Here is a 24,890-nt window from a genome sequence, read left to right as displayed (position 1 = left end):
CCCCCCCCCCCCCCCGGCCCCCCGCCCCCCCCCCGGGGAACGAGGAAGCTGAATCACTAAGTCCCAGCCATGCCGCGTAGGCATGGCCGATCGCCGCACAGGGGGTTATCCGGCGCGCCGCGCTTCGCTAAGACGGGGGCATGAAGCCAGTAATCTTCGGTGTCTCCGGCCTGTCGCTCACGGCCGAGGAGCGCGATTTCTTCCGTGATGCCGATCCGCTCGGCTACATCTTCTTCAAGCGCAATTGCGAGAGCCGCGCGCAGATGCGCGCGCTCACCGAGGAACTGCGCGAACTGAGTGGCCGCGCCGACCTGCCGATCCTGATCGACCAGGAAGGCGGCCGGGTCAGCCGGATGGTGCCGCCCGAATGGCCGGCCTTTCCGGCGGGCGAGGTGTTCGGCAAGCTCTACGATATCGCGCCGATCTCCGCGATCGAGGCGGCACGGGCCAATTATCACGCGCTGGGCATGATGCTCGCCGATGTCGGCGTCACCGTCGATTGCGCGCCGTTGCTCGACGTCGTGACGCCGGAAGTGACCAAGGCGATCGGCGACCGCGCGTTCGGCGGCGAGCCGATGCGCGTCGCCGCGCTCGGCCAGGCCTGTGTCGAGGGGCTGCGCCGGGGCGGCGTTGTCGGCGTCGTCAAGCACATGCCGGGGCATGGCCGCGCGCTGGTCGACAGCCATCTCGAGCTGCCGCGGGTCAAGGTGGGCGCCGAGGCGCTGGAGCAGGACATCGCGCCGTTCCATGCGCTCAAGGACGCGCCGATGGGCATGACCTGCCATGTCGTGTTCGAAGCCTGGGACGCCGAGCGCCCGGCCACGCTCTCGCCGACGGTGATCCGCGACATCATCCGCGGCCGCATCGGGTTCGACGGGCTGCTGATGACCGACGATATCGACATGAAGGCGCTGAGCGGCACGCCGGGCGAGAAGGCCACCCAGGCGCTCGCGGCGGGCTGCGATGTGGTGCTCGATTGCTGGGCGCGGATGGACGAGATGGTCGAGATCATCGGCCTGCTCCCCGACGCGACGCCCGAGTGCATCGAACGGCTCGACCGTGCGATGGCGACGACGGGTGCGGATGAGCCGGAAGCGGACTTCGCCGAGCTTATCGCGAAGCGGGACGAACTGCTGGCGCTTGTGCCTGCCTGAGGAGGATTGGGCGGCACCGAGGCGTGGCTTTTTCCGTTCCCCGGCGAAGGCCGGGATCCAGTCTCGGCGCACTATCGATGGCGCAGGAGCCTCACGAACGAGATTGCGACTGGGCCCCGGCCTTCGCCGGGGAACAGCTAGGGTATCGTTCCGAACGTCTTCACCACCTCAGAGCATCTTGAGATATTCGAGCAGCGCCGCCTTGTCCTCGGCGCTGAACTTGGTGCCGAATTCGTGGCCGCACCGGCTGTTGCCCGAGTTGAGCTGGTCGCAGCCGGTGGTGGTGACCACATGGCTGCCGGTCTGGTCGGCGGCGATGCCGACGCGCTTGATGTCATAGGCGCGGCCCATCTTGAAGCTCGCCGGCCGCTCGGCCGCGGGCTTGAGCAGGTCCTCCAGCGTCGGGACCGATCCGTTATGGAGATAGGGCGCGGCGGCCCAGATCCCGTACATCACCCGCGATTCATACGAACCAGGCTTCACCGCCGTCGCAGCCGCGGGCGACGCCGCCATCGGCTTCTCGCCGAACGCGCCGGCGAGATCCTGCAGCGACTTGGGGAGCTTCCCGCTCGTCTTCAGCGCGCCCGTTTCGGCCAGGCTCGCCTTGAACGGATCGGCATTCTGCAGGATCGAGCCGACCACCGAGAAGCCGAGCAGGCTGAACGAAGTGGTCTTTTGCGGGATCGCGGTGCCGAAGGGCGGCACCAGCTTGCCGCCAGCCAGAGAGCCTGAGTCGGCGGTGCGGGCCAGGATATCCCATTCGCGGGTATCGGTGCCGACATTCTGGATCGGCGTTGCCCAGGTTTCCGAGAAGGTGAAGCGGAACTGGCCCTTCTTCTGATCGTGGCAGCTGCCGCAGCTCGGGCTGTCCGGGGTCGACATCGCCCAGACCTGCTGCCCGCGCGCCGCCAGCTTCTGGTCGACCGGCCAGGGCCAGACGGGCGCGCCGATCAGCTTGATCGATCCCTCCAGCTTGCCCAGGCCGTTGAAGTTGGCCGAATTGTTGGCGAGGAAATCGATCCGGCCTCTGCCCTTGTTGACCGGGTGGAAGGTGCCGAACACGCCGTAGACTTCGCCCAGGTTGCGGGCGAGGCCGAGCAGGTCGTTGCCATTGTCGGCGAAACCCGGCCACTGCGTCATGTCCTGCTTCGCGGCGTTCCACAGGAAAGGATAGCGTACCGGCGCATCCGCGGGCTGGATATTGCCGGGGATCAGATAGGTCGGCGCCTTGCCGATATCGAGCCCGGTCAGCCGGTTGAAGATCATGCTGACCGCGTCGAGCCGGCCCAGGCCCCAGATATCGGGGGTGCCATAGGCGCGGTCTCGCAGCGTGTCCTCGCGCGTGTACCAGAGCTGCACCGTCGCCTTGAGCTCGCTGACCAGCGCGGGATCGGGATCGGGGCCAAGCACGCTCACCGCAAAGGGCCGGAAGGTCGCGTCGCTTTCCAGCACGCGGCCGACCGCATCGATCATGTCGGTCAGCAGGCCCTGGAAGTCGCTGAGCGCCGGGCCGCCATCGACGCGGTAGCTGGTGCCGGACACGTCGATTTCGCGCGTGTGGCAGGCGGCGCAGTTCATCCCGACCACTTCGTTGCCGGTGGTGCCGGTGAGGGTGAAGCCGATCGGCAGGTTGCCGGGCGTGCCGGAGCGATCGGCGAGATAGCCATAGCGCTGCAGCTTGTCGGCGAGGAACGGCTTGCCGTCGGGCGTGGTGAGGCCCTGGAGCCAGCTATAGGGGATCAGCTGCGATCCCTGGTCCTGCCAGTAGAAGTCCTCGCGGGTGGAGGCGTTCCAGCTGGTGCCCTGGTTGAGATAGACCAGCGGCGACGGATCGAGCGCCTGGCTGTTCACCGTGGAGGCGGGCAGCGCGACGGCGGACAGGCACAGCAGCACCTTCACGGCGCGCGAGAAGCGGACGTGCGACATCAGATTTCCCCCAAACCAAGGCGTGAAACGCCGTGCCGGACAAACGAGGGCGACCCTGTGCGATTATCTTTCTTGAATGCCGCGAACCTGATCGGCGCGGCGGCGCCCGTCAATCGGAACAGGGTCCGAAACGGCGCGTATCCGGCTTCGGCCATCGGGAAGTGACTTTCCCGCGGCGCTCTGCTTAGCTCGGGACATGTCCGAGGAAGCGCCCGAGACCCTCAAGATCGATATCGACGGCTGGGAAGGGCCGCTCGACCTGCTGCTGGCGCTGGCCCGCACGCAGAAGGTCGATCTGCGCCAGATCTCGATCCTCCAGCTCGTCGAGCAATATCTCGGCTTCGTGAACGAGGCGCGCGAGCTCCGGCTGGAGCTGGCCGCCGACTATCTCGTGATGGCCGCCTGGCTGGCCTATCTCAAGTCGGCGCTGCTGCTTCCCCGCAACCCGGAGGAGACGCCGAGCCCCGAGGACCTAGCGCTGCGCCTGCAGCTGCGCCTCGAGCGGCTCAACGCTATGCGCGAGGCCGGCGCCCGGCTGATGGCGCGCGACCGCACCGGCCGCGACAATTTCTTCCGCGGCGCCCCCGAGGGGCTGCGCGTGCTGCGCAAGGCCCGTTACGAAGCCGAGATCTACGACCTGATCGCCGCCTATGGCCGGATCAGCGCGCGCACCCGCCCGGTGATGCACGTCGTCCAGCAGCGCGACGTGATGACGCTGGAAGCGGCGATCGCGCGCGTCTCCTCGCTGATCGGCACGCGGATCGAATGGAGCACGCTCCAGTCCTTCCTGCCCGAGGGCGCGAGCGGCGCCTATGCCAAGTCGGCGCTGGCCTCGTCCTTCGTCGCCGCGCTCGAGCTCGCCAAGCAGGGCAGGGTGGAACTCAAGCAGAAATCGGCCTTCGCGCCGCTCTATCTCAAGGCGACCGCATGACCCCTGAAGATGCCGCCACGCGCGCGGTGGAGGCCGTGCTGTTCGCCTCCGAGAACCCGATGAACCTCGACGAGATCCGCGCTCATGTCGGCACCGAGATGGACGTGCGCGCCGCGCTCGCGGCCCTCGAGGCGCTCTATGCGGGGCGCGGGGTCGAGCTGGTTCGCCGCGGCGACCGCTGGCATTTCCAGACCGCGGCCGATCTCGCCCATCTGCTCCGCCGCAACCGCGAGGAGAGCCGCAAGCTCAGCCGCGCCGGCATCGAGACGCTGGCGATCATCGCCTATCACGAGCCGGTCACCCGCGCCGAGATCGAGGCGATCCGCGGCGTGCAGATTTCCAAGGGCACGATCGACGTGCTGATGGAAGCGAACTGGGTGCGCCCGGCCGGCCGCCGCGAAGTGCCGGGGCGGCCGCTGATGTACGCCACCACCCAGGGCTTCCTCACCCATTTCGGCCTGGCCAGCCGGCGTGACCTGCCCGGAATCGACGATCTCAAGGCCGCCGGTCTGCTCGATCCGGTCGACCTCGCCTTCGAGGCGCTTGGCGAAAGCGAGGGCGCCGACGAGCCCGAAAGTGAAACTGTCACAGACGACGAATAGGGGCGACCCCGCGTAGGCCATTGCCGCTCGTGCGTGCGAGGCCTAGATAGGGCCTGAATCAAGGAGATTTGTTATGGGTATGGGTAGCATCTGGCACTGGCTCGTGCTGGGCTTGATCGCGATCCTGCTGCTCGGTGGCGGTCGTTTCTCGAACATGATGGGCGACGTGGCCAAGGGCATCAAGCAGTTCAAGAAGGGCATGAGCGAGGACGACGCCGACGACAAGCCGGCGACCCGCATCGAAGGCAAGGCGGCTCCCGAGCCGACCGTGCAGCGCGAAGCCGAGACGGCGCGCGAAGAGAAGCTCTGACCCTATCGTCCCCGGCTCAGGGCGCCGGGGACCGCTTCTGGCGAATTGATCGATGCTAGATTTCAACGCGCCCGAGTTTGTCGTGGTCGCCATCGTGGCCCTGATCTTCATCGGGCCCAAGGACTTGCCGAAGGCGATGCGCTTTGTGGGCAAATGGGTCGGCAAGGCCCGTGCGGTCGCGCGCCAGTTCCGCTCGGGCTTCGACAACATGGTCCGCGAGGCGGAGCTCGCCGAGCTCGAGAAGCAATGGGCCGAGGAAAATGCCCGGATCATGTCCGAGCATCCGCCCGCCGCGCTGCCCGCGCCTGAGGCTCCGGAAGTGCATCACGTCGCGGAGGATGCCGCGCCGGTGATGGTCGAGCAGCCTGCGTTCGTCGAGGACACGCCCGCCGTCTCGGCGCCCGCGCCCAAGCCGAAGCGCGCCCGCAAGCCGGCCGCTGCCGCTGCCGCTGCACCCGAGGTTGCGGACGAAGCCGCCGCCAAGCCCGCTCCCAAGCCCCGTGCGCCTCGCAAGAAGGCCGCGCCGCCTGCCGAGGCCGCCGAATGAAGGACATCGACGACACCCAGCAGCCGCTGCTCGAGCATCTGATCGAGCTGCGCCGCCGCCTGTTCTACTGTGTCGCCTCGCTGCTGGTGACCTTCTTCGTCTCCTTCTATTTCTCGAAGGAGATCTATGGCTTCCTCGTCCATCCGCTCGCGGTGGCGGGGCAGGACCAGGTGATCTTCACCCAGATCTTCGGGGCGTTCTTCGTCCAGCTCAAGGTCGCCTTCTTCGCGGCGATGATGCTGTCCTTCCCGGTGATCGCTTCCCAGCTCTGGCAGTTCGTCGCGCCGGGCCTGTACCGGCAGGAGAAGAGGGCGCTGTTGCCCTTCCTGCTCGCCACCCCGGTGCTGTTCATCGCCGGCGCGGCGCTGGCCTATTTCATCGCGATCCCCACCGCTTTGCACTTCCTGCTCGGCTATCAGGGCGAGCTGGGCGACAGCGGCGTGCGGCAGACCGCGATGCCCGACGCCGAGAAGTACCTCGATTTCGTCATGCAGTTCCTGTTCGCCTTCGGCATCACCTTCCTGCTGCCGGTGCTGCTGATGCTGCTCGAGCGCTCGGGGATCGTCTCCTATGAGCAGCTCAAGAGCGCCTGGCGCTACGCCGTGGTCGCAGCCTTCGCGATCGCCGCGGTGCTGACCCCGCCGGACGTCGGCTCGCAGCTGCTGCTCGCGATCCCGCTGGTCGGCCTCTATTTCCTCTCGCTGATCGCGATCTGGTTCACCCGCCGCCGTCGCCCCGCCGCGACGGAGGATGAGGACAAGGCCGAAGCGGCCGAAGCCTGACGCAAAAAAAAAGGCCCTCCCGATCGGATCGGGAGGGGCCTTTTCTTTTCCTGCCGGATTACTTGGCGTCGTCCGCCGTCTTGGCGACGGTGTCGCCGGCGGACGAAACGTCGCGGCCAACGCCTTCGATCGTGTTGCAGGCTGAAACCAGCACCGCGCCCGCAAGGGCGAGGCAGGTGATGATCTTACGCATCCTAACTCTCCAGATACCGAACCCGTTGGGGTCGGAAGGGAAATGCTTATCCGCACGCAAACGTTCCGTTCGCGAAGCAACGCGTTGAAGATGCTGAAAAAAGGGAAGGGCCCCGAAAAGTTTTAGGCCCGGAAGCGTCACCGGGGGGGGGAGGGTTGACGCTTCCGGGCCCATGTCTTGGATAGCGAGAGCGGGGGGGCAAAAGGTCACTATCCGAAGTACAAAACGGACCAGGCGGTCAGCGGTTCCACGGCCCTCGATCTTTTTTGAAAAAATTTATCGAGATCAAGATTCGGGACGGAACGCCAGTCTGATCGGCATCCAGCGCATTCGGTTCCCCGGCGAAAGCCGGGGCCCAGGGTTTCTCATCCAAATCGCCTGTGACCCCAGGCCCCCGGGCTTTCGCCGGGGCGCAGCTAAGCCGAAGAGATGCCCCAATCCCTCAAGGCTTCCCGGTAATCGCGATCGCCGCCTCATAGGCGCCGGTCAGCGGATCATGGTGCAGTTTGGTGCGCAGCTGGCGGGCCAGGCCGCCGATGATCCGGCCATAGCGGCTCTCCACCAGCGTTTCGAGCGCCGGGCTCTCGACCAGGGCCGGGGACGAAACCCGGAGCAGCGCCCGGTGCTCGTCATCGGGGATCGGCTTGATCGAGATGCGGATCTGCGCGGCGGGATGGCAGTTCATCGCCAGCTCGACGATCTCGGTGAGCAGGAAGGCGACCGCGATGGCCACGTCCTGGTTGACCAGCACCGGGGAGATGTCGAGCGTCACGCCCAGGCCCTGGGCCCGTTCCGGCGCGGTCGCGCGGATATTCGCCGCCAGTTCGCCGATCACCGATCGCACGTCGAGCCCGCGATTCTCCTCGAGCTCGGCATAATGGTGGCGATGGACCACCGCGAGCGCATCGACCCTGCGCTGGATCGAGGCATAGGCCTCGGTCGCTTCGTCGCTCTTCGCGCTGCGGGCGTGGAAGTTGATCAGGCTGGCGATCACCTGGAGGTTGTTCTTGACGCGGTGATGGACTTCGCGGGTGAGCTTGGTCTGGCGCACCAGGCCCTCGGCCAGGCCCGCCTCATGCTCCTTCACCGTGCGGCTGATCTCGCGGAACGTGTCGCCCAGCTCGCGGATCTCGGCGGCGGGCATCTCGCCGAAGCGCTTGATGTCGAGCACTTCGCCCGGCTGATAGGTGCCCACGCTGGCGCGCAGCCGCCGCAGCGGGCGGATCAGCAGGATATCGACCACCAGCCAGCTGATCGCGGCCGCCGCCAGCCACATCAGCACCAGCACCACCGTGTTGATGATCATCGGCGAGGTGATCGGGGTGCCGAGCATCGACATCTGGAGCTCGACCCCGTCCAGCCCGAGGTCGTTGGCCACCGTCTCGCGCCGGTCGAGCGGTCCGGCGCCTTCGAGCTTGCGCAGCACCAGCCGGTCGCCGTGCCGGAGCAGCGCGGCGCCATATTCGGGGACGAAGCCGCTCGGCTGAGCGATCGAGGCGAGCGCCGCGGCGGGATAATATGCAATGGCGCTGCCACCGCGCCGGCCGCCGATGCGCAACGTCAGCCCGTCCTCGGTCAGCCCGGTGCGAACCTGGCGCGGCTGGAGCTGGTTCTGCGCGGCGGAAACGAAATTCTGGCCGCAGATCACGCGGTCCTCGCCGTCCCGGATCGCGAATCGCGCGCCGGAAGTGGTGGCGAAGGTGCCGGCCAGGCGGGTGCAGGCGGGGGCGTCGTGCGGATCCGCCTCCAGCGTTTCCAGCGCATTGGAGAGCTGGCCGACATGGTTGACCAGCAGATCGCGCAGCACGTCCGAGCCTTCGCTGGCGGCGATGCGCAGCCGGGCGCGGGTGTCGGTATCGGCGCTACGGGTGCTCTGCAGGGTCGTGAACAGCGCGATCAGCGCGAGCGGCAACAGGCTGAGGATCAGGTAGAGGAACACCTTGGCGCCGGTCGGCATAGCCCCCAGCGCCGCGGCCGGGCGAAGCCTGGCGCGCGGTTCTTCGTCCGAAATCTCCATGCTTGCGGACTAGTCGAGCTTCTTCAGAAGGTCGAGCAGATCGTCGGGCACGGCTTCGCCCAAGGCCTCGTCATAGGCCTGGCGCAACGCCACGCCGACATTGCGACCGGGGCGACCGGTTTCCTTTCCGCCATCATTTTTGGGCGGCTTTTTCATCTTCTCATCCGCGGAATGCACCAATTCCCCCCTGCGCCGTGACGCATGTCACGGCTCGGACTAAAAGCGACCTGTTCCGGATGCAACGTCCGGACCTGAACGAATGCCACCGGTCGCATCGACACGGTGGGCCTGCAACGACACTACGCAGCATCTGCCATGAAACCAATTCCCCCGTCGTTTGTTCCACAGGCGATGCAATATCCGGGGAGGGGCTCCTTCGGGTGGCACGAATTGAGATTGCAATAGCTCGGAACGGAGCCGAAACAAGCCGTTCCGCACCGTAGGAGAATAGTTCGACCATGTCGCTTGGACAGCAACTCGCGCCGCACCTTCCGCTGCTTCGCCGTTATGCGCGCGCGCTCACCGGCAGCCAGGTTGAAGGCGATCGCTATGTGCGCGCGGCGCTCGAGGCGATCGTCGCCGCGCCGGACCAGTTCCCCCGCGAAGTCGATCCGCGGCTCGGCCTGTATCGCACGTTCCAGGCGATCTGGCAGTCGACGCACCTCGAGGAAGAGGATGTGATCGAGGATACCACCAATGAGAATGAAGCGATCGCCCGCAAGCGGCTCGCCCGTCTCACTCCCTTGTCGCGCCAGGCGCTGCTGCTCACCACCGTTGAGGGATTCAGCATCGAGGACGCCGGCTATCTGATCGAAGAGGAAGCAGGACAGGTGCAGAAACTCGTTGCGGAAGCCGTGGCCGAGATCGAGCGCCAGACGCGCACCCGCGTGATGATCATCGAGGACGAGCCGCTGATCGCGATGGATCTCGAGCAGATCGTCCGCGACCTTGGCCATGACGTTACCGGTGTCGCGGTCACGCGCGATGAAGCCGTCGCGCTGGCCATGGAGGATCGTCCGGGCCTGGTGCTCGCCGATATCCAGCTGGCCGATGACAGCTCGGGCATCGATGCGGTGAAGGACATCCTCGCCGAATTCTCGGTGCCGGTGATCTTCATCACCGCCTTCCCCGAGCGGCTGCTCACCGGCGAGCGTCCGGAGCCGACCTTCCTGATCACCAAGCCGTTCCAGCGGGAAACCGTGAAGACGACGATCAGCCAGGCACTGTTCTTCGACCAGGCGACCGTTCCGGCCTGAGCCGTCCCACGAAAAATCCGGTGCGGGTTCCATATGGTACGGACCCAAAACGGCTTTCGTTGGTTTTAGGTGCATGGCTGAGAACGACGACTCTGTGCACCTCAGTACCGAGGAAGCCCGCGCCGGCACGACGCCGCACATGACGCGCTATGTACTGGGCATCAGCCTGGTGCTGGTTATCGTCGCGTTCGCGATTATCCTTCTTCTCTGACGGAAAGATCGGCGCGAATATGCTGGCAATCGCGGACACCAAGCCTATCTCTGGAAACGGTCGCCTGGCGACCAACGCAAACAAGCGGGAACGAATGAGCCAGTCCGAACAGCCCGAGGACAAGGGGACCGAGGCGCCGCAGGAGCATGTCTCGCTCTCCGATCCCGAGTTCAAGAAACAGCTCGCCGTGGTCATCCCGCACCTGCGCGCCTTTGGCCGCTCGCTGTCGGGCAGCCGCGATCTCGCGGACGATCTGGTCCAGGAGACGCTGCTCAAGGCATGGGCCGCGCGCAAGCGCTTCCAGGCCGGAACGAATATGCGCGCCTGGACCTTCATCATCCTGCGCAACCTCTATTTGAGCCAGATGCGGCGCGCGCGGTTCAAGGGTGAGTGGGATGATCTGGTCGCGGATCGAATCCTTGCGGCACCGGCCAGTCAGGATCGCCATGTCGAACTTTCGGACATGCAGCGCGCCCTGCTCCATCTGCCGCAGCCCCAGCGCGAGGCGTTGATCCTGGTCGGCGCGGGCGGCTTCGCCTATGAGGAAGCGGCCGAGATCTGCCAGGTCGCGGTCGGCACCATCAAGAGCCGCGTCGCGCGCGGCCGCGTCGCGCTCGAGCATCTGCTGAGCGAGGGCCAGCTGCCCTCGCGGCGGATCGAGCCGGGCACCGCCGAGGGCAAGACCGCGCTCGATACGATCATGGGCGAGGTCGAGGACCTCAGCCGCGAACGTGAGCCGCGGTCGGAATAGCAGTATCTAGTTCGGCCCTCCGTTCCCCGGCGAATCCGGGAACGGTCAGGCGCCGGGATAGCACAACGAAAAGGCCGCGTTCCCCTGAGGAGCGCGGCCTTTTCGGTATGCCAAGAGGAAAGGGGCGATGGCTAGCGCTGGTCGTCCCGGCTGAGCTGGCGGAGCATGGCCGCCATGTCATCGGGCAGGCCCAGATCGCGCGCATAGGCATCGCGAAGCGCAAGCCCGATCGCGTCGCTGGCGCGCGGCGCCTCGACCCGATATGCGGGCTGGCGGGCGTCGCCGGCCGTGGCTGAAGTCGTCTGGTTCATGTTGCTAGAACAATTCAGTTCTCTTTTTGTTGCTTGACTTTTCGCAACGCACCGTTTCGCAGGTGACCGATTTCGTGACTGACACGCATCTTCCTCCCGATCTTCTTTGCGCCATCTCGAGAGCCCGGGCGCATGCGCCGTTCCTCGATCATCTGCTCACGCGTGAGGCCGCGCTGGTGGCTGGCCTCGAGTCCGCGCTCGCGGATCCCCGCGCCGCCGCGGCCGCCATCGCCGATGAGATGGGCGAGGGCGCGCGACTGCGCATCGAGCGTCGTCGGCTGGCCCTTATCGTCGCGCTGGGCGATCTCTCGGGCCGGTTCGACCTCACCCGTGTCACCCATTTGCTCAGCGATTTCGCCGATGATGCGCTGGACCGTGCGATCCGCGCGGCCATCCTCGAACGCACGCCGGACGCCGAACCGCGTGGCTTCGCGGCGATCGCGCTGGGCAAGCAAGGTAGCCGCGAGCTCAACTATTCGTCGGACATCGATCCGATCCTGATCTTTGACCCCGAGACCTTGCCCTGCCGCCCGCGCGAGGACGTGCAGGAAGCCGCGGTGCGGATCGGCCGCCGCGTAGTCGAGTTGCTCCAGACCCGCGACGAGCATGGCTATGTGCTGCGCGTCGACCTGCGCCTGCGGCCCTCGCCCGAAGTCACCCCGATCGTGCTGCCGGTCGAGGCGGCGATCTCCTATTATGAGAGCCAGGCGCTGCCCTGGGAGCGTGCCGCCTTCATCCGCGCGCGCGCCTGCGCCGGCGACCTGTCGCTCGGCGGCTATTTCCTCGATGCGATCCGCCCGTTCGTCTGGCGCCGTGCGCTCGACTTCGGCACGATCCGCGAGATCCGCGACATCAGCCGCCGCATCCGCGATCATTATTCCCAGGCCCAGGCCTTCGGTCCCGGCTATGACCTCAAGCGGGGCAGGGGCGGAATCCGCGAAGTCGAGTTCTTCGCCCAGATCCACCAACTCATCCATGGCGGCCGCGAGCCGGCGCTGCGCGCGCCCGCCACCCGCGATGCGCTTGCCGCACTGGCCGAGGCCGGGCGGATCGGCGCGGACGAGGCGGCGGACCTCACTGCGGCCTATGTCCAGCTGCGCACGATCGAGCATCGCCTGCAGATGGTCGACGATCGCCAGACCCACGAGCTGCCCGAGAGCCTGACCTCGCTCGACAACGTCGCCCGGCTCCACGGCCTGGAAGATGGCGGCGCGCTGACGACGCTGCTCAAACCCTATGTCACGCGCGTCGGCACGATCTATGACAGCCTGGCAGGCGAAGAGGAGCAGCGCCTGCCCAGCGAAGCCGCGCCGCTGGAGGCGCAGCTCACCGCCGCCGGCTTCGAGCGCCCTGACGGCGCCACGCGGATCGTCCAGGGCTGGCGCGCCGGCACCTATCCGGCGCTGCGTACCCCCGCCGCGCGCGAGGCGCTGGAATCGGTGCTGCCCGGCCTGATCCAGGCCTTCTCGCGCGCGCCCGACACCGTCCATGCGATCACCCGCTTCGACGCGATGCTCTCGCGCCTGCCCAGCGCGATCAACTTCTTCCGCCTGCTCGAAGCCCAGCCCGGCATGGCCCAGCTGCTCGGCCAGATCCTTTCGCTGGCGCCGACGCTGGCCGAGCAGCTTGGCCGCCGCGCGGAGCTGCTCGACGGCCTGATCGACGCCACCGCGCTCGAGCCCGTGCCGGACATCGAGGCGCTCGCCGCCGGCATGCGCGGCTGGGAGCCGGGTTCGGACTATCAGTACCAGCTCGAATTCGTCCGCCGCTTCGTCAACGAGAAGCGCTTCGCCCTGGGCGCGCAGATCGTCGCGGGGGCCAGCGATCCGCTCGAAGTCTCGGCCGGCTATGCCCGCGTCGCGGAGGCGGCGATCGGGACGCTGGCTGCCGCGACGGTCGAGGAATTCGCGCGCAATCACGGCGCGGTACCGGAGAGCGAGCTGGTGATCCTCGCGCTCGGCCGGATGGGCGGGCAGGCGCTTACCCATGCCTCGGACCTCGACCTTGTCTATCTCTTCACCGGCGACTATGCGGCCGAGAGCGACGGCGCCAAGCCGCTCGGCGCGGTGATGTACTACAACCGGCTCGGCCAGCGCGTGACGGCCGCGCTCTCGGTGCCGACGCCTGCGGGCCCGCTCTACGAAGTCGACACCCGCCTGCGCCCCTCGGGTGCGCAGGGCCCGCTGGTCGTCTCGCTCGAGGGTTTCGAGAAGTACCAGCGCGGGGACGCCTGGACCTGGGAGCATATGGCGCTCACCCGCGCCCGGCCGGTCTATGGTTCGCCCCAGGCCAGGGCGAAGGTTCAGGCGATCATCGACGAAGTGCTCGGCGGTGCCCGGCCGGAGCGCGACATTCCCGCCGAAGCCGCGAAGATGCGGGCCGACATGGCCGGCCACAAGCCGCCCCAGGGCCCGCTCGACGCCAAGCTGCTGCCCGGCGGACTGGTCGACCTCGAGTTCGCGGTCCATGTCACCCAACTCGTCCACCGCGCCGGCTTCGAGCCGCGTCTGGGCCCGGCGATCGATGAACTGGCGGGGCAGGGGCTGCTGCCGCCTTCGATGCGGGCCGCGCATGATTTCCTCACCCGATTGCTGGTGACGATGCGCCTAGTCGCGCCCGACGCGCAGGAGCCGCGCGCACCCACCCAGGCGCTGATCGCCCGCGCGCTCCGCCTCGAGAGCTGGGACGAGGTTGTTGCGAAGCTGGAGCAGACCCGGCAGGAGGTCCGCCATTGCTGGGCTGCGGTCAGCGGCGCGGCCTGAGGAGATTCACATGGCACTGGAAGAAGGCGACAAGATCCCCGCGGTCAGCCTCGATGGCACCGAAGGCGAAGCGATCGCTCTGGCGGACAAGATCGGGAAGCCCTTCGTCCTCTATTTCTATCCCAAGGACGATACTTCGGGCTGCACACGCGAGGCGCAGGACTTCTCGGCGCTTATCCCGGAATTCACCGCGCTCGGCGCCGAGGTGCTGGGCGTGTCGAAGGATCCGCCGATCAAGCACCAGAAGTTCATCAACAAGTACGACCTCACCGTGCCGCTCGCCACCGACACTTCGGGCGCGGCGATGGAATCGTTCGGCGTGTGGGTGGAGAAGCAGCTCTACGGCAAGCGCTACATGGGCATCGATCGTTCGACTTTCCTGTTCGACGAGGAAGGCAAGCTGTTCCGCGCCTGGCGCCGGGTGCGCGTGCCTGGCCATGCCGTGGACGTGCTCGAATCGATCAAGGAAATGCAGGCCCGCTGATGCGCTGGCTGCTCGCCCCGCTGGCGGCGCTGGCGTTCGCGCCCACCGCCGCCCAGGCACAGGACCTGCCGGCGGTGCCGCGCGCGCTGCTCAATACGGCGGCGCTGGTCTGCGTGAGGATCGACCGCGAGGGCAAGGTGGACGCCTTCCTGCTCGATTCGAAGGGCGATGCGGCGCGCGACAAGGCGGTGCTCGACTGGGTGCGCGGGCTCAAATGGCCGGCCGGCGATGGGGAGGGGCGCAACCGCTGGTTCCCGATGCCGGTGCAGTTCGGCGACGGTCCCGCGCCGGAGATGCCGCAGGGTTGTGCCCCCGGATCGGACCGCGCCTGACATGACCCCCAGCGTTGCCGAAGCCTGCCGCGCGGTGCTCACCGCAGCGGCGCCGGCCGCCAAGGTCAAGGCCGCCCGCGCCGCCGCGCGCGACTGGCGGCTTGGCCGGCTCGCCTTCGCCTTCGATGTGGCGATGCCCGACCGCCCGGCGCGCCCGGACCGGCCTGAGTTGCTCCCGCCCAACCGCATGCCCAAGCGCGGCAAGGGCGGTTCCGAACGCGGCCGCATCGCGCTTATCCACGCGCTCGCCCATATCGAGTTCTCCGCGATCGACCTGGCGTTCGACGCGGTAGGCCGCTTCGGCGGCGAATATCCGCGCGGCTTCACCGATGACTGGATGGGGGTGGGCGCCGACGAGGCGATGCACTTCGTCCTGCTCGATCGGCGGCTGAAAAGCCTCGGCAGCTTCTACGGCGCCATGCCCGCGCATGACGGGCTGTGGGATGCCGCCGCCGAGACCGCGCATGATTCGCTCGCCCGCCTCGCCGTGGTGCCGATGGTGCTGGAAGCGCGCGGGCTAGACGTCACGCCGGCCACGATCGAGCGATTTTCCGCCGCGGATGATGCAGTTACCACCCGCATCCTCACACGGATCGTCAACGATGAAATTCGCCATGTCCGGGCGGGAACCACCTGGTTCGAATCGCGTTGTCGCGAATTGGGCCGTGTCCCGCATGCAACATGGCATGCGCTGGTTGCACGTCACTTTCGCGGAGCAATTAAGCCTCCGTTCAACGACTCGGCGCGCGACTCAGCCGGTTTGTCCCGGGAATATTACCAACCTCTTGCGACGACCTGATCCATCTGGCCAAAAGCCATCCGTCCAGAAGGCGGAGGGGCTGCTTGCTGCGACAGTGGATAAATGAAGTACGGTCGCCGGGTCGCTTTTCGGTGCTGACTTCCATGAACTTGCCGGGGAATCATGGCCAAGGCGTCGAACACCAAAACCGCTACTGCTGCTCAGCGGTTCCGTGCTTTCTTCACTACCCGCGATTTTATTTTCCATGACGGCCGCGACCTGAAGCGCTTCAGCATCGCCGGACGCACCCAGGCGCTGCTCGCAGGCGTGGGCACCGTCACCGTGCTGTTCTCCGCCTATGGCGTGGCCCAGGCCGCCGTCGGCGCGATCGCGATCAGCGGCGTGACCGGCACGCCCTCGTCGCCCGAGGCGCAGGTCGCCCAGATGCGCGATCAGGTCGAGAAGATGCAGGCCGATGTCGCCGCCGCCAAGGAGGCCGCCCGCCTCCAGGCCGCGCGCGTCGAGCAGCACCAGGCCCTGATCAGCGCCACGCTCACCGGCAAGGGCGATCGTGCCGTGATCGAGCAGCCGCTCCCCAATACCTCGGCCCGCACCAGCGCCGTCGCCAGCGAAGTCCTCGCCCCGCTCAAGCAGGTCGAGGCCCGCCAGGTCGCGATGGCCGGCAAGGCCCGCGCCGCCGGCGAAGCCCGCTACCAGCGCACCGCCGGCGAACTCCGCCGCCTCGGCCTGTCGCCCGAGCGCTACGTCAAGGTCCCCGCGATGGGCGGCCCGTACGAGCCGATCGACAATGACGGCGCCAATGGCAGCGACGCTTCGGCCGAAGCCGCCGACGCCCAGTTCCGCGCGCTGTTCGTCACCTGGAAGAAGCTCGACGTGCTCGAGCAGACGGTGATCTCGGTCCCGTCGATGCAGCCGGTCGACAAGCTCACCTTCACCTCGAACTATGGCGTCCGCTCGGATCCGTTCCGCGGCACCGCGGCGATGCACGCCGGCGTCGACATCCCCGGCGCGATCGGTACCCCGATCTACGCGACCGCCGACGGCGTCATCAGCCATGCCGGCCGCCAGGGCGGTTATGGCAACCTCGTCCAGATCAACCATGGCCGCGGCATCGAGACGCGCTATGGTCACCTCTCGAAGATCCTCGTCGCCGACAACACCCGCGTGAAGCGCGGTCAGCTGATCGGCCTGATGGGCTCGACCGGCCGCTCGACCGGCAGCCACCTCCATTATGAGGTGCGCGTCGATGGCAAGGCCGTGAACCCGATCCCCTTCCTGCAGACCGGCGAGTATCTCGCCTCGGTGCAGGACCGCGTCCAGGGCGGCGTCGGCGGCCCGGCGAAGAACAAGTAAGCCTGATTTCAGGAGAGGAAGAGGGGCTGCCCGCGAAGGCGGCCCCCTTTTCTTTTTGGGGGCGGTCGACCTGCTTGTCCTCCCCATCGTCATCCTCGCCCTTCTTATCGTCATCCCCGCGAAGGCGGGGATCCATTGCCGCTGGTGGCAACGAGACTCACTGCTGCTCGCCAGAATGGATTCCCGTCTTCGCGGGAATGACGAAAGGATAGGGAATGGCATCCCCCGGGGGGCATGCCTCCCCACGCATTGTGAAGAAGTGTTTCCTCCGCACCTCGCCCGGTTGCGCCCGCCCCAAGCCTTCTCCATCCGCCTGACAGACGCCGGCCGCCAAGAGCCGGTGCGCCGCAGGAGATGAACCCATGAGCATCGTTCTCGCGCTCGGGCTGGCGCTTGCAGCCCCGGAACCGGTCCATTCCACCCTCGAGCATCGCGCCCGCTTCGATCACGCCGGCGAAAGCGTCGACACGCATTACCGCGCGCGCGTCGTGCTGGTCCGTCGCCAGCTCGGCTCGGTCGCCAAGGCGGGCGTTCCGTCGACACTGCGTTGCAGCTGGCGGGCGCATCTGCGCATCGATCGCGAGGCACGTTTCGGCGAGGCACAGCGCTTGAGCCGGAGTATCGATCGCAAGGCGATCCTCGCAGGCAGCCGTCCCGGCTGGTGCGGCGCCAGTGACACCGCGGTGAACCGCGAAGTCGCCCGCCGCGCCGAGGAGATCCGCACGCATCTGCTGGCGGTCGCCGGGGAGGACCGGGACGTGCTGAAGGCGGCGATCGAGCCGAGGGGCGCGGGCCGCTGAAGAGGATGATGGTGAAGCGTATCAAGTTCATATCGCTGGTCGCGCTGCTTCCGGCCCTGGTCGGCGGTGCGGCGCATGCCCAGGACCTGTCCGGCGGCGTCGAGCTCGCGACCGACGAGAGCCGTCGCGGCCTCAGCTGGAGCGAGGGCCGCGTGGCGGCATCGGCGGATGCGCTGGTCGCGCTCGGCGCGCTCGACGCCTCCGCGCGCATCGTCAGCACCCGCGATTCGACCCGGCATGCCGGCGCCGATGCGGTGGCGGACCTCGAACTGGGCGCGGCAACCGATGCCGGCCCGTTTCGGCTGCGCGGCCATGTGACCGCCCATGTCTTCACCGGCGCGCGCGAGCGGATGGACTATGTCGAGCTCGGCGGTCGCGCCAGCTACACGCTGGGGCCGCTCCAGCTCGGTGCCGGCGCCGTCTATGCGCCCGACCAGCGCGCGATCGGCGGCGACAATCTCTACGTCTTCGCCTCCGCCAATGCCGGTGTCCCGGCGACGCCGCTTTCCGCCTCGGCCTCGATCGGCCGCAGCTCGGGTACCACCGACGATCCGCTCCGCGCCGCTCGCCTGCGTCCGCTCGGCACCTATACCGACTGGCGGCTGGGGCTGGAGTTCAACAAGTTCCCCTTCACGCTCGGTATCGACTATGTCGGCACCGACTTCGCCCGCCGGACGACCAGCTCGCCCTTTGCCGATCTCGGCAATAGCGGAGACCGGGTGATGGGGCGGGTGCGGCTGTCGTTCTGAGGCGGCCGGGGGATATCAGTGTCCCTCGATCGTCCCCCAGGTTCGGCTGAAATCGCGGCGCGCCAGGTCCTGGGGCGTGATCCAGAAGGTGCATTCGCCGACATCACCGAACATCCAGCCGAGCCCGCCGTCCGTCGACAGGCTCAACAGGCAGACGGTCGGATCGTTCACGGATAGCGCTTCCTGGGCGGAAGGCGCATGGCCGAGCATCTGCGAGAACTGGACGCCGAACACGGATCCCCCGCAGAACAGCGGCGCCATGATGTCATAGGTCGACCGGGAAATCAGCGACGCGCGCTCGGGATTGCCGGCGAAGGCGCGGATGACGGAGGCGCTCGCCTCGGTGATGGAATTCGAGACGATACCATTGAACGGAAAGCTTGGGTGCCTGGGCAGCGATGCGATCCAGGCACGGAAATCGGCACGGTCCGCGCCGGCCACCGTATCGCTCGCCGGCTTGCCGCGAGCCCGTGCGATCCAGTCCTGCGCAGCTGAGGTCGTAGCGGCTGGGTCGTCGAAACCGGTCCGGCCAGCCGCGATCTGCGTGGTGAGCGCCCGGCAGAAGAAATCGACATGCGACCAGAGCTGCGGAAAGGCATCGGGCGCAGCGTCGTCGCCGTAGAGCTGCAGCGCGACCGCGGTCGAATGCCCGTTCCATTCCTGCTCGGGCCGGGGCTCTTGCGTCGCGCGGTAATATTCGGCGTCCCGCCTGCGCTCCAGCACCTCGTCATATTCCTCGACAATCTCCTCGATTTCGCCGGCACGCTCCACCCATGCCGGAAAGCGTGGCTTCCCGAACAGTCGCGCCGGGTTGAGCCGTCCCCAGTCGAAGGGAGGCGAGATCGCCTCGTGTACCGCACTGCCGTCCGGCCAGCTGTCGAACCGAAGCGGCTGGATCGGCCATTCGACATAGAGATTGGGGCCGGGTTCGCCGTCGCGGAGAAAGGGCCGGGCGAAGGGCGGCGGATAGAAGCCGCCGATGGGCGGAAGATCGTCCGGGGCCGCACGCGGCGGCGTCAGCGCGAACGCATCCTGGACATAGAGCACCCGGCAGGCTTCGTGCGGCCGATCCGCATACCAGACCTGCTCGTCATCGCTTCGACCGAAGAAGAACAGCACGCCGCGCTCCGGAAGCGGCGATGGATGGCCGATGTCCGCGCAATCGATCTGGGCGAGGAAATGGAGCGGTACCCCCGATGGCATGCGCGGCCATTCATGATGCTCGGGCAGCCTGGGCAGTCCGCCGAACTTGCTGTTGGTCCGCGGCGCGGTGTGCGGCGGATAGGGGCGGTGGAGCAGCACGGCGTCCCGGCGATAGCGGGCCAGCAACTTGTCTATGATCCGCTCGGCTGCCTCGCTCATCAACGCTCCCCCTTTTGCGGCCGATTGCGGATCGGCGCCCCCCAGGTTGGAAGGCTAGCTTGAGCAGGGCGAGGCGACAATGCGGAGGGGCAGCTTCGCGCCATAGCGGTTCCGATTATCTGTTATTGACTAATCGTTCCACAATTCTTAAGTCGCGACCATGGCGAGACCACGCGAATTCGATCGGGATGCGGCTCTGGAGAAGGCGATGCGCGTCTTCTGGGCCAAGGGCTTTGCGGCAACCTCCACCGACGATCTGATCCAGGCGATGGGGATCGGGCGTCAGAGCCTCTACAACGCCTTTGGCGGCAAGCAGGACCTCTATCGCGAGGCGCTGGCCGCCTATCAGCGCGGCACGATAAGCGGGCACCTGAGGCGGCTGGATTCCCGGGCATCGCCGATCGAGGGCCTGTACGAGTTGCTGCACGGCCTCACGCCCCAGGACGACGCCGAGCGTGCGCTTGGCTGCATGGGCGTGGGCTCGGTGAGCGAGTTCGGCACCGGCGATCCGGCGCTGGTCGAGCAGCGCGGCAAGGCCGGCTCCCTGCTCGGCACGCGCATCGCCGACCGTATCCGCGAGGGGCAGGGGGCGGGGGAGATCGATCCCGGTCTCGATTCTGTCCAGACCGCGGCCTTCATCCAGATGACCATGACCGGGCTCCAGCTCGCCGCGCGCGGTGGCGCCGGTTCGGAGGATCTCGCCGCCATGGCCCGGTTCGCCGTCGATCGCCTGCGCAAGGGCTGAGACTGCGGCGCGTCGTCCGGGAATATCTTCATTTGCCCAATTATTGACTGATCTATCAAGAAAGGAAATCCAGATGAACGTTCAAGCAGGTGCAGCGCGCAAGGTCGCGCTGGTGTTCGGCGGCTCGCGCGGGATCGGCGCGGCCGCGGTCGAGCGGCTGGCGCAGGAGGGCCATGCCGTCGCCTTCACCTATGTCTCGCGGCCCGATGCGGCCGGTGCGCTGGTCGGCAAGATCGGGGAAGCGGGCGGCGAGGTGCTGGCGATCCAGGCTGACAGCGCCGATCCCGCCGCGATCCGTTCGGCGGTGGAGCAGGCGGTGGCGCATTTCGGCGGTCTCGATACCGTCGTGGTCAATGCCGGCATATTGCGGCTCGGCCCGGTCGATACGGTCAGCCTGGAAGAGCTCGACCAGATGATCGCGATCAACATCCGCGGCGTCTTCCTCGCGATCCAGGCTGCCGCGGCGCATCTGCCCGAGGGCGGGCGGATCATCACGATCGGCAGCAACACTGCGGTGCGCACCGGTTTCCCTGGCTCGAGCGTCTATCAGTTCACCAAGGCAGCGGTCGCGGCGATGGTGAAGGGGATCGCGCTCGATCTCGCGCCGCGCGGGATCAGCGTCAACAATGTCCAGCCGGGCCCGACGGCGACCGACATGACCGCCGATGCGCTCGACATGCTCGTCGAGAAGAGCCCGATGCGGCGGGTGGGGCGCCCGGCCGAGATTGCCGGGCTGATCGCCTGGCTGGCCGGGCCGGATGCCGGCTACATGACCGGCGAGAGTCTTACCATCGATGGCGGCTGGGTGCTCTAGGCCGGGCAGGGCGGTGCCCCTCCGGTTGCCGCCCGCATGCATTGCTTCGCGGGCCTCGCTACCCTATCTCGGCGCCATGGCAACGCTTACCCAGCCCGAGATCGGCCTGACCCCGTCCGCCGCCGCCCGTGTCGCGGCGATTGCGACGAAGCAGGGCAAGCCGGCGATCCTGCGCCTTTCGGTCGAGGGGGGCGGCTGTTCGGGCTTCCAGTACAAGTTCGGCTTCGCCGACGCGGTGGAAGGCGATGACAGCGTGGCGGAGCTCGACGGGGTGAAGCTGGTCGTCGATTCGATCAGCCTCGATCTGGTGCGCGGGTCGAGCGTCGATTTCGTCGACAATCTCGGCGGCGCGCATTTCACCGTGATCAATCCCAATGCCGCGTCCGGTTGCGGCTGCGGCACCAGCTTCTCGGTCTGAGGCGGAAGAGACCTTGCCCAAGATCGTCACCTACAATGTCAACGGCATCAAGGCGCGCCTGGAACGCCTGACCGAGTATCTGCGCGAGCAGCAGCCCGATGTGGTCTGCCTGCAGGAGCTCAAGAGCTCCGACGAAACGCTCCCGGTGGGGGATTTCGAATCCCTAGGCTACGGCGCGGTCTGGCATGGCCAGAAAGGGTTCAACGGCGTCGCGGTGCTGGCCAAGGGGCAGCAGCCGGTCGAGCGCCAGCGCGGGCTCGAGGGCGATCCCGAGGATGTCCATAGCCGCTATATCGAAGTCGAGATCGGCGAGCTGGTCGTCGCCTCGATCTACCTGCCCAACGGCAATCCCCAGCCGGGTCCCAAGTTCGACTACAAGCTCAAGTGGATGGAGCGGCTGGCCGATCGTGCCCGCGCGCTGCTCGCCGAGGAGCGACCGGTGGTGCTGGCGGGGGACTATAACGTCATCCCCAATGACGACGACACCTTCTCGGTGCGCGCCATGCAGGAGGATGCGCTGATGCAGCCCGAGAGCCGCGAGCGCTACCGCGCCCTGCTCGCCCAGGGCTGGACCGATTCGCTGCGCACCCGGTATCCGAGCGGCGGCATCTGGACCTTCTGGGACTATCAGGCGGGCGCCTGGCAGCGTGATGCGGGCTTCCGCATCGATCACCTGTTGCTCAGCCCGATCGCCGCCGATCGCTTCCTGGGCGCCGGTGTCGACAAGGAATATCGCGGCCGGGAAAAGGCCAGCGATCACGCGCCGACCTGGGTCTCGCTCCGCTAGTTCCAACACGCGCTCGGCTCCGACTCGCGAAAGTACACGAAGTACAGGCCAGGAAGCGTTTCTGGCCGGCTCCAGGCCGGCCGGATACCTTGGATTACGGCGCGCTACGCAACCTTGTTACGTGCGCGGGATCCTATTCGTCCAACAGCGTCAAAGAGCGGCCGATACTGCGCCCGGCCGCATGAGCCAAACAGGCGAAATCCTACATTGCAAGCGGCTCCGGACGACGCCGGCCTGTCCGCCGCGTCCGCTTCCGGACGGTGCCATTGTCCGTTTCCGGACGGCGGGTCAGCGAAAATCCCAATATTTGGCGTGTATTACCGTGCTATAGCACGTCATCACTTAGTCATAATGGGCTAAGTCATTGAATTTCCGAAACTCTCAAAACTGGCACGCCGATTGCGAAGCATGGAGCACAGGCGGGAAGGAGCGCCTGTCATGTCTGCAAGTAGAGGAGTTGAGGATATGATCAGCAAGCCCATCCAGTCCGCCTGCCTGGCCTTCGCGGCCACCGTTACCCTGGTCGCCGGCGCGGTTTCGCCCGCCATGGCGCGCAGCAATGATCCGGCCAAGGAAGCCCCGAAGAAGTCCGACGATCAGTCCGACAAGGCGATGCAGAAGAAGTACTGCGTCCAGGGCCCGTCGACCGGCACGATGTTCCCGAAGCGCGAGTGCCACACCCGCGCCGACTGGATCGCGCTGACCGGCAAGGATCCCCTCAAGAAGGACTGAGCGGCCCCCGCCGTCCCCGTGCGGCGAACGGTTCGCGACGCCCCCTCGCATTCAACCGTTCGCCCGCTCGTGCCCCCCGATCCCAAGGAATCCCCATCATGACCCGCAAGTCCATTTTCTCCGCCGCAGCCGCCCTGCTGGCTGGTGCAACTCTCGTCGCCGGTGCCGTCTCCCCCGCCGCCGCTGCCGTGAATGATCCGGTCAAGTCAAAGCAGGAGGTTGCTGCGGCGAAGGCCGACAGCCGCAAATACTGCATCTATCTTGAAGCTGCGACCGGAACGCGCATCCAGAAGCAGGAATGCCGTACCCGGGCCGACTGGCTCGACCAGGGTGTCGACCCGCTCGAGCTGAAGAAGCAGGCGCGCTGAAGCCCAGGGAGGGCGCCCGCGGCGGCTTTGTAAGCGTTCGCCGCCGCGGGTAGCGCTCTTCCGGTCCCCAGGCCGGCACCGGCCTGTTCCCATTGCAACCGGGAACAGGCCGGTCGTGGCCGTGCAGGACCAGCGCCGTCAGAGCGGCTTCTGGTAAATGACGTACTCGCGGTTGATGCGGGAATCGATCGCGCTGGCGATCGCATTCATCCCCTGGTTGTCGTCCAGGATCCAGCCGATCTCGCCCCGGCTCGCGCCATAGGTCTCCACCGCGGCGCGGCGGATATATTCGATCATCATGAAGGCCAGCTGGCTCGCCATGCGCGAGCTCTGCAGCCGCTTGACCACGCCCATCAGCGGCACGCGTGCGGTACGCGCCTTGGGGCGCCGCAGCCACAGCAGCAGCTTGGCCCAGCCGAATGGGAGCAGCGAACCCTTGAGCGGTTTCAGCGGCTCGTTGAGATCGGGCAGGGTGACCATGAACGCCACCGGCTCGCCGTCATATTCGGCGATGCGGATCAGGTCGTTGAACACCAGCGGCTTCAGCTTCTTGCCCACATCGGCGATTTCGGGCGGCGTCAGCGGCACGAAGCCCCAATTGTCCGACCATGCATCGTTGAGGATGGCGAGGATGATCTCGGCTTCCTGGTCGAACTTCGACTTGTCGACCATGCGCACGTTGATGCGCTCGTTCTTCTCGCCGGCCGCGACGATGCGCTGGACGAGCGGCGGGAACTGCTGAGTGACGTCGAGCTCATAGGTGAGCAGCTTCTTGGCTTCCTTGTAGCCTGCCGCCTCGATCCAGGCCTGATAATGCGCCGGATGATGGCCCATCAGCACGGTGGGGGAGTGGTCATGCCCCTTCACCAGCAGGCCGGGCTCCTCCCAGATCGACAGGCTGACCGGGCCGAGCGCCTTGGTCATGCCCTTGCCGCGCAGCCAGTCCTCGGCGGCGTTGATCAGCGCCTTGGCGGCGTTCTGGTCTTCCGCCTCGAACAGGCCCCAGAAGCCGGTGCCCGGGCCAAAGCCCTGTTCGGGCGGCATTTCCAGCGCCAGGAAGTCGATGTGCGCCGAGATGCGGCCCACCGTCTCCCCGTCGCGCTCGGCGAGGAAATATTGCGCCTCGGCATGGCTGAACCAGCCATTCTTCTTCGGGCTGATCGTCGCCGCCACTTCGTCGCGCAGCGGCGGCACCCAGTGCGGGTCGTTGCCGTTGAGGCGATAGGCGATCTCGATGAACTGCTTGGTGTCGCGCTTGGAAGAGACGGGACGGATGCTGAGCGGGCCGCTGGGCAAGGGAAAAGCCCTTCTGTTGGTTTGATTCAGCGCAATGCAGTCTTCCGCCACGGGGCCAGTGTCAAGCGCGGCGTTTCGGGGCGGGAGATGCCTCCACCTGACCCCTGGAATGCCACCATAAAGCCACTATCTCCCGC

At 67.0% G+C, this 24,890-nt stretch carries 28 protein-coding genes; 21 read left to right on the top strand and 7 right to left on the bottom strand.

Annotated features, from left to right (window positions below; translation table 11 throughout):
- The first annotated feature begins 140 nt into the window (after nucleotides 1-140).
- Nucleotides 141-1,154: a beta-N-acetylhexosaminidase gene (gene nagZ, locus AAHM44_RS08985; protein ID WP_269575869.1), complete on the top strand. Its 1,014-nt coding sequence runs from the start codon at nucleotides 141-143 to the stop codon at nucleotides 1,152-1,154.
- A gap of 168 nt (nucleotides 1,155-1,322) precedes the next feature.
- Here nagZ and AAHM44_RS08980 read toward each other — a convergent pair whose 3' ends face one another.
- On the bottom strand, nucleotides 1,323-3,080 hold the full coding sequence (locus tag AAHM44_RS08980) for a di-heme-cytochrome C peroxidase (protein WP_269575868.1): 1,758 nt from the start codon (nucleotides 3,078-3,080) through the stop codon (nucleotides 1,323-1,325).
- 196 nt (nucleotides 3,081-3,276) lie between these two features.
- On the opposite strand from AAHM44_RS08980, the gene AAHM44_RS08975 reads away from it, so the two are divergent.
- From AAHM44_RS08975 to tatC, 5 genes are all read left to right on the top strand, one after another.
- A complete protein-coding gene (locus AAHM44_RS08975) occupies nucleotides 3,277-4,011 on the top strand; it encodes a segregation and condensation protein A (protein ID WP_269575867.1) in 735 nt (244 codons plus the stop codon).
- Nucleotides 4,008-4,613 carry an SMC-Scp complex subunit ScpB gene (gene scpB, locus AAHM44_RS08970; protein WP_184171093.1) on the top strand — a complete coding sequence of 202 codons (606 nt, stop codon included), beginning with the start codon at nucleotides 4,008-4,010 and terminating at the stop codon, nucleotides 4,611-4,613. Before AAHM44_RS08975 ends, scpB begins: the two co-directional genes overlap by 4 nt.
- 73 nt (nucleotides 4,614-4,686) lie before the next feature.
- Nucleotides 4,687-4,923 (top strand): twin-arginine translocase TatA/TatE family subunit, encoded by a 237-nt coding sequence (locus tag AAHM44_RS08965; protein WP_184171096.1) that lies wholly within the window; start codon nucleotides 4,687-4,689, stop codon nucleotides 4,921-4,923.
- Nucleotides 4,924-4,975: 52 nt separating this feature from the next.
- Nucleotides 4,976-5,470: a Sec-independent protein translocase protein TatB gene (tatB, locus tag AAHM44_RS08960; RefSeq protein ID WP_342249752.1), complete on the top strand. Its 495-nt coding sequence runs from the start codon at nucleotides 4,976-4,978 to the stop codon at nucleotides 5,468-5,470.
- Complete coding sequence (gene tatC, locus AAHM44_RS08955; protein ID WP_269575865.1) at nucleotides 5,467-6,252, top strand: twin-arginine translocase subunit TatC; 786 nt, start codon at nucleotides 5,467-5,469, stop codon at nucleotides 6,250-6,252. Before tatB ends, tatC begins: the two co-directional genes overlap by 4 nt.
- Nucleotides 6,253-6,310: 58 nt before the next feature.
- Here tatC and AAHM44_RS08950 read toward each other — a convergent pair whose 3' ends face one another.
- The 3 genes from AAHM44_RS08950 to AAHM44_RS08940 form a co-directional block, all read right to left on the bottom strand.
- Nucleotides 6,311-6,445 carry an entericidin A/B family lipoprotein gene (locus tag AAHM44_RS08950; protein WP_184171104.1) on the bottom strand — a complete coding sequence of 45 codons (135 nt, stop codon included), beginning with the start codon at nucleotides 6,443-6,445 and terminating at the stop codon, nucleotides 6,311-6,313.
- Between the two features lie 442 nt (nucleotides 6,446-6,887).
- A complete protein-coding gene (locus tag AAHM44_RS08945; protein WP_260396330.1) occupies nucleotides 6,888-8,462 on the bottom strand; it encodes a sensor histidine kinase in 1,575 nt (524 codons plus the stop codon).
- Between the two features lie 9 nt (nucleotides 8,463-8,471).
- Nucleotides 8,472-8,618, bottom strand: coding sequence for a NepR family anti-sigma factor (locus AAHM44_RS08940; RefSeq protein ID WP_184171107.1), 147 nt, complete (start codon nucleotides 8,616-8,618; stop codon nucleotides 8,472-8,474).
- Nucleotides 8,619-8,920: 302 nt separating this feature from the next.
- Here AAHM44_RS08940 and AAHM44_RS08935 point away from each other — a divergent pair, with 302 nt between their 5' ends.
- Together AAHM44_RS08935 and AAHM44_RS08930 are read left to right on the top strand one after the other, a co-directional pair.
- Nucleotides 8,921-9,718, top strand: coding sequence for a response regulator (locus tag AAHM44_RS08935; RefSeq protein ID WP_269575863.1), 798 nt, complete (start codon nucleotides 8,921-8,923; stop codon nucleotides 9,716-9,718).
- Between the two features lie 305 nt (nucleotides 9,719-10,023).
- The gene (locus AAHM44_RS08930) at nucleotides 10,024-10,680 is read left to right on the top strand and encodes a sigma-70 family RNA polymerase sigma factor (RefSeq protein WP_184171112.1); all 657 of its coding nucleotides are present in this window, start codon (nucleotides 10,024-10,026) and stop codon (nucleotides 10,678-10,680) included.
- 131 nt (nucleotides 10,681-10,811) lie between these two features.
- Here AAHM44_RS08930 and AAHM44_RS08925 read toward each other — a convergent pair whose 3' ends face one another.
- Nucleotides 10,812-10,991: a hypothetical protein gene (locus AAHM44_RS08925; protein ID WP_269575862.1), complete on the bottom strand. Its 180-nt coding sequence runs from the start codon at nucleotides 10,989-10,991 to the stop codon at nucleotides 10,812-10,814.
- Nucleotides 10,992-11,065: 74 nt separating this feature from the next.
- Between AAHM44_RS08925 and AAHM44_RS08920 the strand changes: the two genes are divergently transcribed.
- From AAHM44_RS08920 to AAHM44_RS08890, 7 genes are all read left to right on the top strand, one after another.
- On the top strand, nucleotides 11,066-13,753 hold the full coding sequence (locus AAHM44_RS08920) for a bifunctional [glutamine synthetase] adenylyltransferase/[glutamine synthetase]-adenylyl-L-tyrosine phosphorylase (protein ID WP_342249751.1): 2,688 nt from the start codon (nucleotides 11,066-11,068) through the stop codon (nucleotides 13,751-13,753).
- A gap of 10 nt (nucleotides 13,754-13,763) precedes the next feature.
- Complete coding sequence (locus AAHM44_RS08915) at nucleotides 13,764-14,237, top strand: peroxiredoxin (protein ID WP_184171121.1); 474 nt, start codon at nucleotides 13,764-13,766, stop codon at nucleotides 14,235-14,237.
- Nucleotides 14,237-14,569 carry a hypothetical protein gene (locus AAHM44_RS08910; protein ID WP_342249750.1) on the top strand — a complete coding sequence of 111 codons (333 nt, stop codon included), beginning with the start codon at nucleotides 14,237-14,239 and terminating at the stop codon, nucleotides 14,567-14,569. The genes AAHM44_RS08915 and AAHM44_RS08910 overlap by 1 nt, the downstream gene beginning before the upstream one ends.
- 1 nt (nucleotide 14,570) lies before the next feature.
- On the top strand, nucleotides 14,571-15,368 hold the full coding sequence (locus tag AAHM44_RS08905; protein ID WP_342249749.1) for a ferritin-like domain-containing protein: 798 nt from the start codon (nucleotides 14,571-14,573) through the stop codon (nucleotides 15,366-15,368).
- Nucleotides 15,369-15,491: 123 nt separating this feature from the next.
- The gene (locus AAHM44_RS08900) at nucleotides 15,492-16,682 is read left to right on the top strand and encodes a M23 family metallopeptidase (protein WP_342249748.1); all 1,191 of its coding nucleotides are present in this window, start codon (nucleotides 15,492-15,494) and stop codon (nucleotides 16,680-16,682) included.
- Between the two features lie 362 nt (nucleotides 16,683-17,044).
- Entirely contained in the window at nucleotides 17,045-17,482 is a 438-nt protein-coding gene (locus AAHM44_RS08895) for a hypothetical protein (protein WP_342249747.1), read from the top strand.
- Between the two features lie 11 nt (nucleotides 17,483-17,493).
- Nucleotides 17,494-18,231 carry a TorF family putative porin gene (locus AAHM44_RS08890; RefSeq protein WP_342249746.1) on the top strand — a complete coding sequence of 246 codons (738 nt, stop codon included), beginning with the start codon at nucleotides 17,494-17,496 and terminating at the stop codon, nucleotides 18,229-18,231.
- 15 nt (nucleotides 18,232-18,246) lie between these two features.
- On the opposite strand, the gene AAHM44_RS08885 is transcribed toward AAHM44_RS08890, so the two are convergent.
- Nucleotides 18,247-19,593 (bottom strand): DUF1963 domain-containing protein, encoded by a 1,347-nt coding sequence (locus AAHM44_RS08885; RefSeq protein WP_342249745.1) that lies wholly within the window; start codon nucleotides 19,591-19,593, stop codon nucleotides 18,247-18,249.
- Nucleotides 19,594-19,753: 160 nt separating this feature from the next.
- Between AAHM44_RS08885 and AAHM44_RS08880 the strand changes: the two genes are divergently transcribed.
- The 6 genes from AAHM44_RS08880 (at nucleotide 19,754) to AAHM44_RS08855 (ending at nucleotide 23,457) form a co-directional block, all read left to right on the top strand.
- Complete coding sequence (locus AAHM44_RS08880) at nucleotides 19,754-20,338, top strand: TetR/AcrR family transcriptional regulator (protein ID WP_342249744.1); 585 nt, start codon at nucleotides 19,754-19,756, stop codon at nucleotides 20,336-20,338.
- 73 nt (nucleotides 20,339-20,411) lie between these two features.
- Nucleotides 20,412-21,152: an SDR family oxidoreductase gene (locus AAHM44_RS08875; RefSeq protein ID WP_342249743.1), complete on the top strand. Its 741-nt coding sequence runs from the start codon at nucleotides 20,412-20,414 to the stop codon at nucleotides 21,150-21,152.
- A 76-nt stretch (nucleotides 21,153-21,228) separates the two neighbouring features.
- Nucleotides 21,229-21,570, top strand: coding sequence for an iron-sulfur cluster insertion protein ErpA (erpA, locus tag AAHM44_RS08870; RefSeq protein ID WP_184171147.1), 342 nt, complete (start codon nucleotides 21,229-21,231; stop codon nucleotides 21,568-21,570).
- Between the two features lie 13 nt (nucleotides 21,571-21,583).
- On the top strand, nucleotides 21,584-22,357 hold the full coding sequence (gene xth / locus AAHM44_RS08865) for an exodeoxyribonuclease III (RefSeq protein WP_342249742.1): 774 nt from the start codon (nucleotides 21,584-21,586) through the stop codon (nucleotides 22,355-22,357).
- A 465-nt stretch (nucleotides 22,358-22,822) separates the two neighbouring features.
- A complete protein-coding gene (locus AAHM44_RS08860; RefSeq protein ID WP_184171154.1) occupies nucleotides 22,823-23,089 on the top strand; it encodes a hypothetical protein in 267 nt (88 codons plus the stop codon).
- A 98-nt stretch (nucleotides 23,090-23,187) separates the two neighbouring features.
- A complete protein-coding gene (locus AAHM44_RS08855) occupies nucleotides 23,188-23,457 on the top strand; it encodes a hypothetical protein (RefSeq protein WP_184171157.1) in 270 nt (89 codons plus the stop codon).
- 138 nt (nucleotides 23,458-23,595) lie between these two features.
- On the opposite strand, the gene AAHM44_RS08850 is transcribed toward AAHM44_RS08855, so the two are convergent.
- Nucleotides 23,596-24,753: a GNAT family N-acetyltransferase gene (locus AAHM44_RS08850; protein ID WP_342249741.1), complete on the bottom strand. Its 1,158-nt coding sequence runs from the start codon at nucleotides 24,751-24,753 to the stop codon at nucleotides 23,596-23,598.
- Between the last annotated feature and the right edge of the window lie 137 nt (nucleotides 24,754-24,890).

It is taken from the genome of Sphingomonas sp. OTU376 (assembly GCF_038440415.1).
GTDB lineage: Bacteria > Pseudomonadota > Alphaproteobacteria > Sphingomonadales > Sphingomonadaceae > Sphingomonas > Sphingomonas kyeonggiensis_A.
Note: the sequence above shows the minus strand (reverse complement) of the source record. Positions and strands in the feature narration are given on the sequence as shown.

Excerpts from the sequence above, each read along its gene's own strand:
- nagZ (WP_269575869.1), top strand. The coding sequence starts at position 141 with ATGAAGCCAGTAATCTTCGGTGTCTCCGGCCTGTCGCTCACGGCCGAG.
- AAHM44_RS08980 (WP_269575868.1), bottom strand. The coding sequence starts at position 3,080 with ATGTCGCACGTCCGCTTCTCGCGCGCCGTGAAGGTGCTGCTGTGCCTG.
- AAHM44_RS08975 (WP_269575867.1), top strand. The coding sequence starts at position 3,277 with ATGTCCGAGGAAGCGCCCGAGACCCTCAAGATCGATATCGACGGCTGG.
- scpB (WP_184171093.1), top strand. The coding sequence starts at position 4,008 with ATGACCCCTGAAGATGCCGCCACGCGCGCGGTGGAGGCCGTGCTGTTC.
- AAHM44_RS08965 (WP_184171096.1), top strand. The coding sequence starts at position 4,687 with ATGGGTATGGGTAGCATCTGGCACTGGCTCGTGCTGGGCTTGATCGCG.
- tatB (WP_342249752.1), top strand. The coding sequence starts at position 4,976 with ATGCTAGATTTCAACGCGCCCGAGTTTGTCGTGGTCGCCATCGTGGCC.
- tatC (WP_269575865.1), top strand. The coding sequence starts at position 5,467 with ATGAAGGACATCGACGACACCCAGCAGCCGCTGCTCGAGCATCTGATC.
- AAHM44_RS08950 (WP_184171104.1), bottom strand. The coding sequence starts at position 6,445 with ATGCGTAAGATCATCACCTGCCTCGCCCTTGCGGGCGCGGTGCTGGTT.
- AAHM44_RS08945 (WP_260396330.1), bottom strand. The coding sequence starts at position 8,462 with ATGGAGATTTCGGACGAAGAACCGCGCGCCAGGCTTCGCCCGGCCGCG.
- AAHM44_RS08940 (WP_184171107.1), bottom strand. The coding sequence starts at position 8,618 with ATGAAAAAGCCGCCCAAAAATGATGGCGGAAAGGAAACCGGTCGCCCC.
- AAHM44_RS08935 (WP_269575863.1), top strand. The coding sequence starts at position 8,921 with ATGTCGCTTGGACAGCAACTCGCGCCGCACCTTCCGCTGCTTCGCCGT.
- AAHM44_RS08930 (WP_184171112.1), top strand. The coding sequence starts at position 10,024 with ATGAGCCAGTCCGAACAGCCCGAGGACAAGGGGACCGAGGCGCCGCAG.
- AAHM44_RS08925 (WP_269575862.1), bottom strand. The coding sequence starts at position 10,991 with ATGAACCAGACGACTTCAGCCACGGCCGGCGACGCCCGCCAGCCCGCA.
- AAHM44_RS08915 (WP_184171121.1), top strand. The coding sequence starts at position 13,764 with ATGGCACTGGAAGAAGGCGACAAGATCCCCGCGGTCAGCCTCGATGGC.
- AAHM44_RS08910 (WP_342249750.1), top strand. The coding sequence starts at position 14,237 with ATGCGCTGGCTGCTCGCCCCGCTGGCGGCGCTGGCGTTCGCGCCCACC.
- AAHM44_RS08905 (WP_342249749.1), top strand. The coding sequence starts at position 14,571 with ATGACCCCCAGCGTTGCCGAAGCCTGCCGCGCGGTGCTCACCGCAGCG.
- AAHM44_RS08900 (WP_342249748.1), top strand. The coding sequence starts at position 15,492 with ATGGCCAAGGCGTCGAACACCAAAACCGCTACTGCTGCTCAGCGGTTC.
- AAHM44_RS08895 (WP_342249747.1), top strand. The coding sequence starts at position 17,045 with ATGAGCATCGTTCTCGCGCTCGGGCTGGCGCTTGCAGCCCCGGAACCG.
- AAHM44_RS08885 (WP_342249745.1), bottom strand. The coding sequence starts at position 19,593 with ATGAGCGAGGCAGCCGAGCGGATCATAGACAAGTTGCTGGCCCGCTAT.
- AAHM44_RS08880 (WP_342249744.1), top strand. The coding sequence starts at position 19,754 with ATGGCGAGACCACGCGAATTCGATCGGGATGCGGCTCTGGAGAAGGCG.
- AAHM44_RS08875 (WP_342249743.1), top strand. The coding sequence starts at position 20,412 with ATGAACGTTCAAGCAGGTGCAGCGCGCAAGGTCGCGCTGGTGTTCGGC.
- erpA (WP_184171147.1), top strand. The coding sequence starts at position 21,229 with ATGGCAACGCTTACCCAGCCCGAGATCGGCCTGACCCCGTCCGCCGCC.
- AAHM44_RS08860 (WP_184171154.1), top strand. The coding sequence starts at position 22,823 with ATGATCAGCAAGCCCATCCAGTCCGCCTGCCTGGCCTTCGCGGCCACC.
- AAHM44_RS08855 (WP_184171157.1), top strand. The coding sequence starts at position 23,188 with ATGACCCGCAAGTCCATTTTCTCCGCCGCAGCCGCCCTGCTGGCTGGT.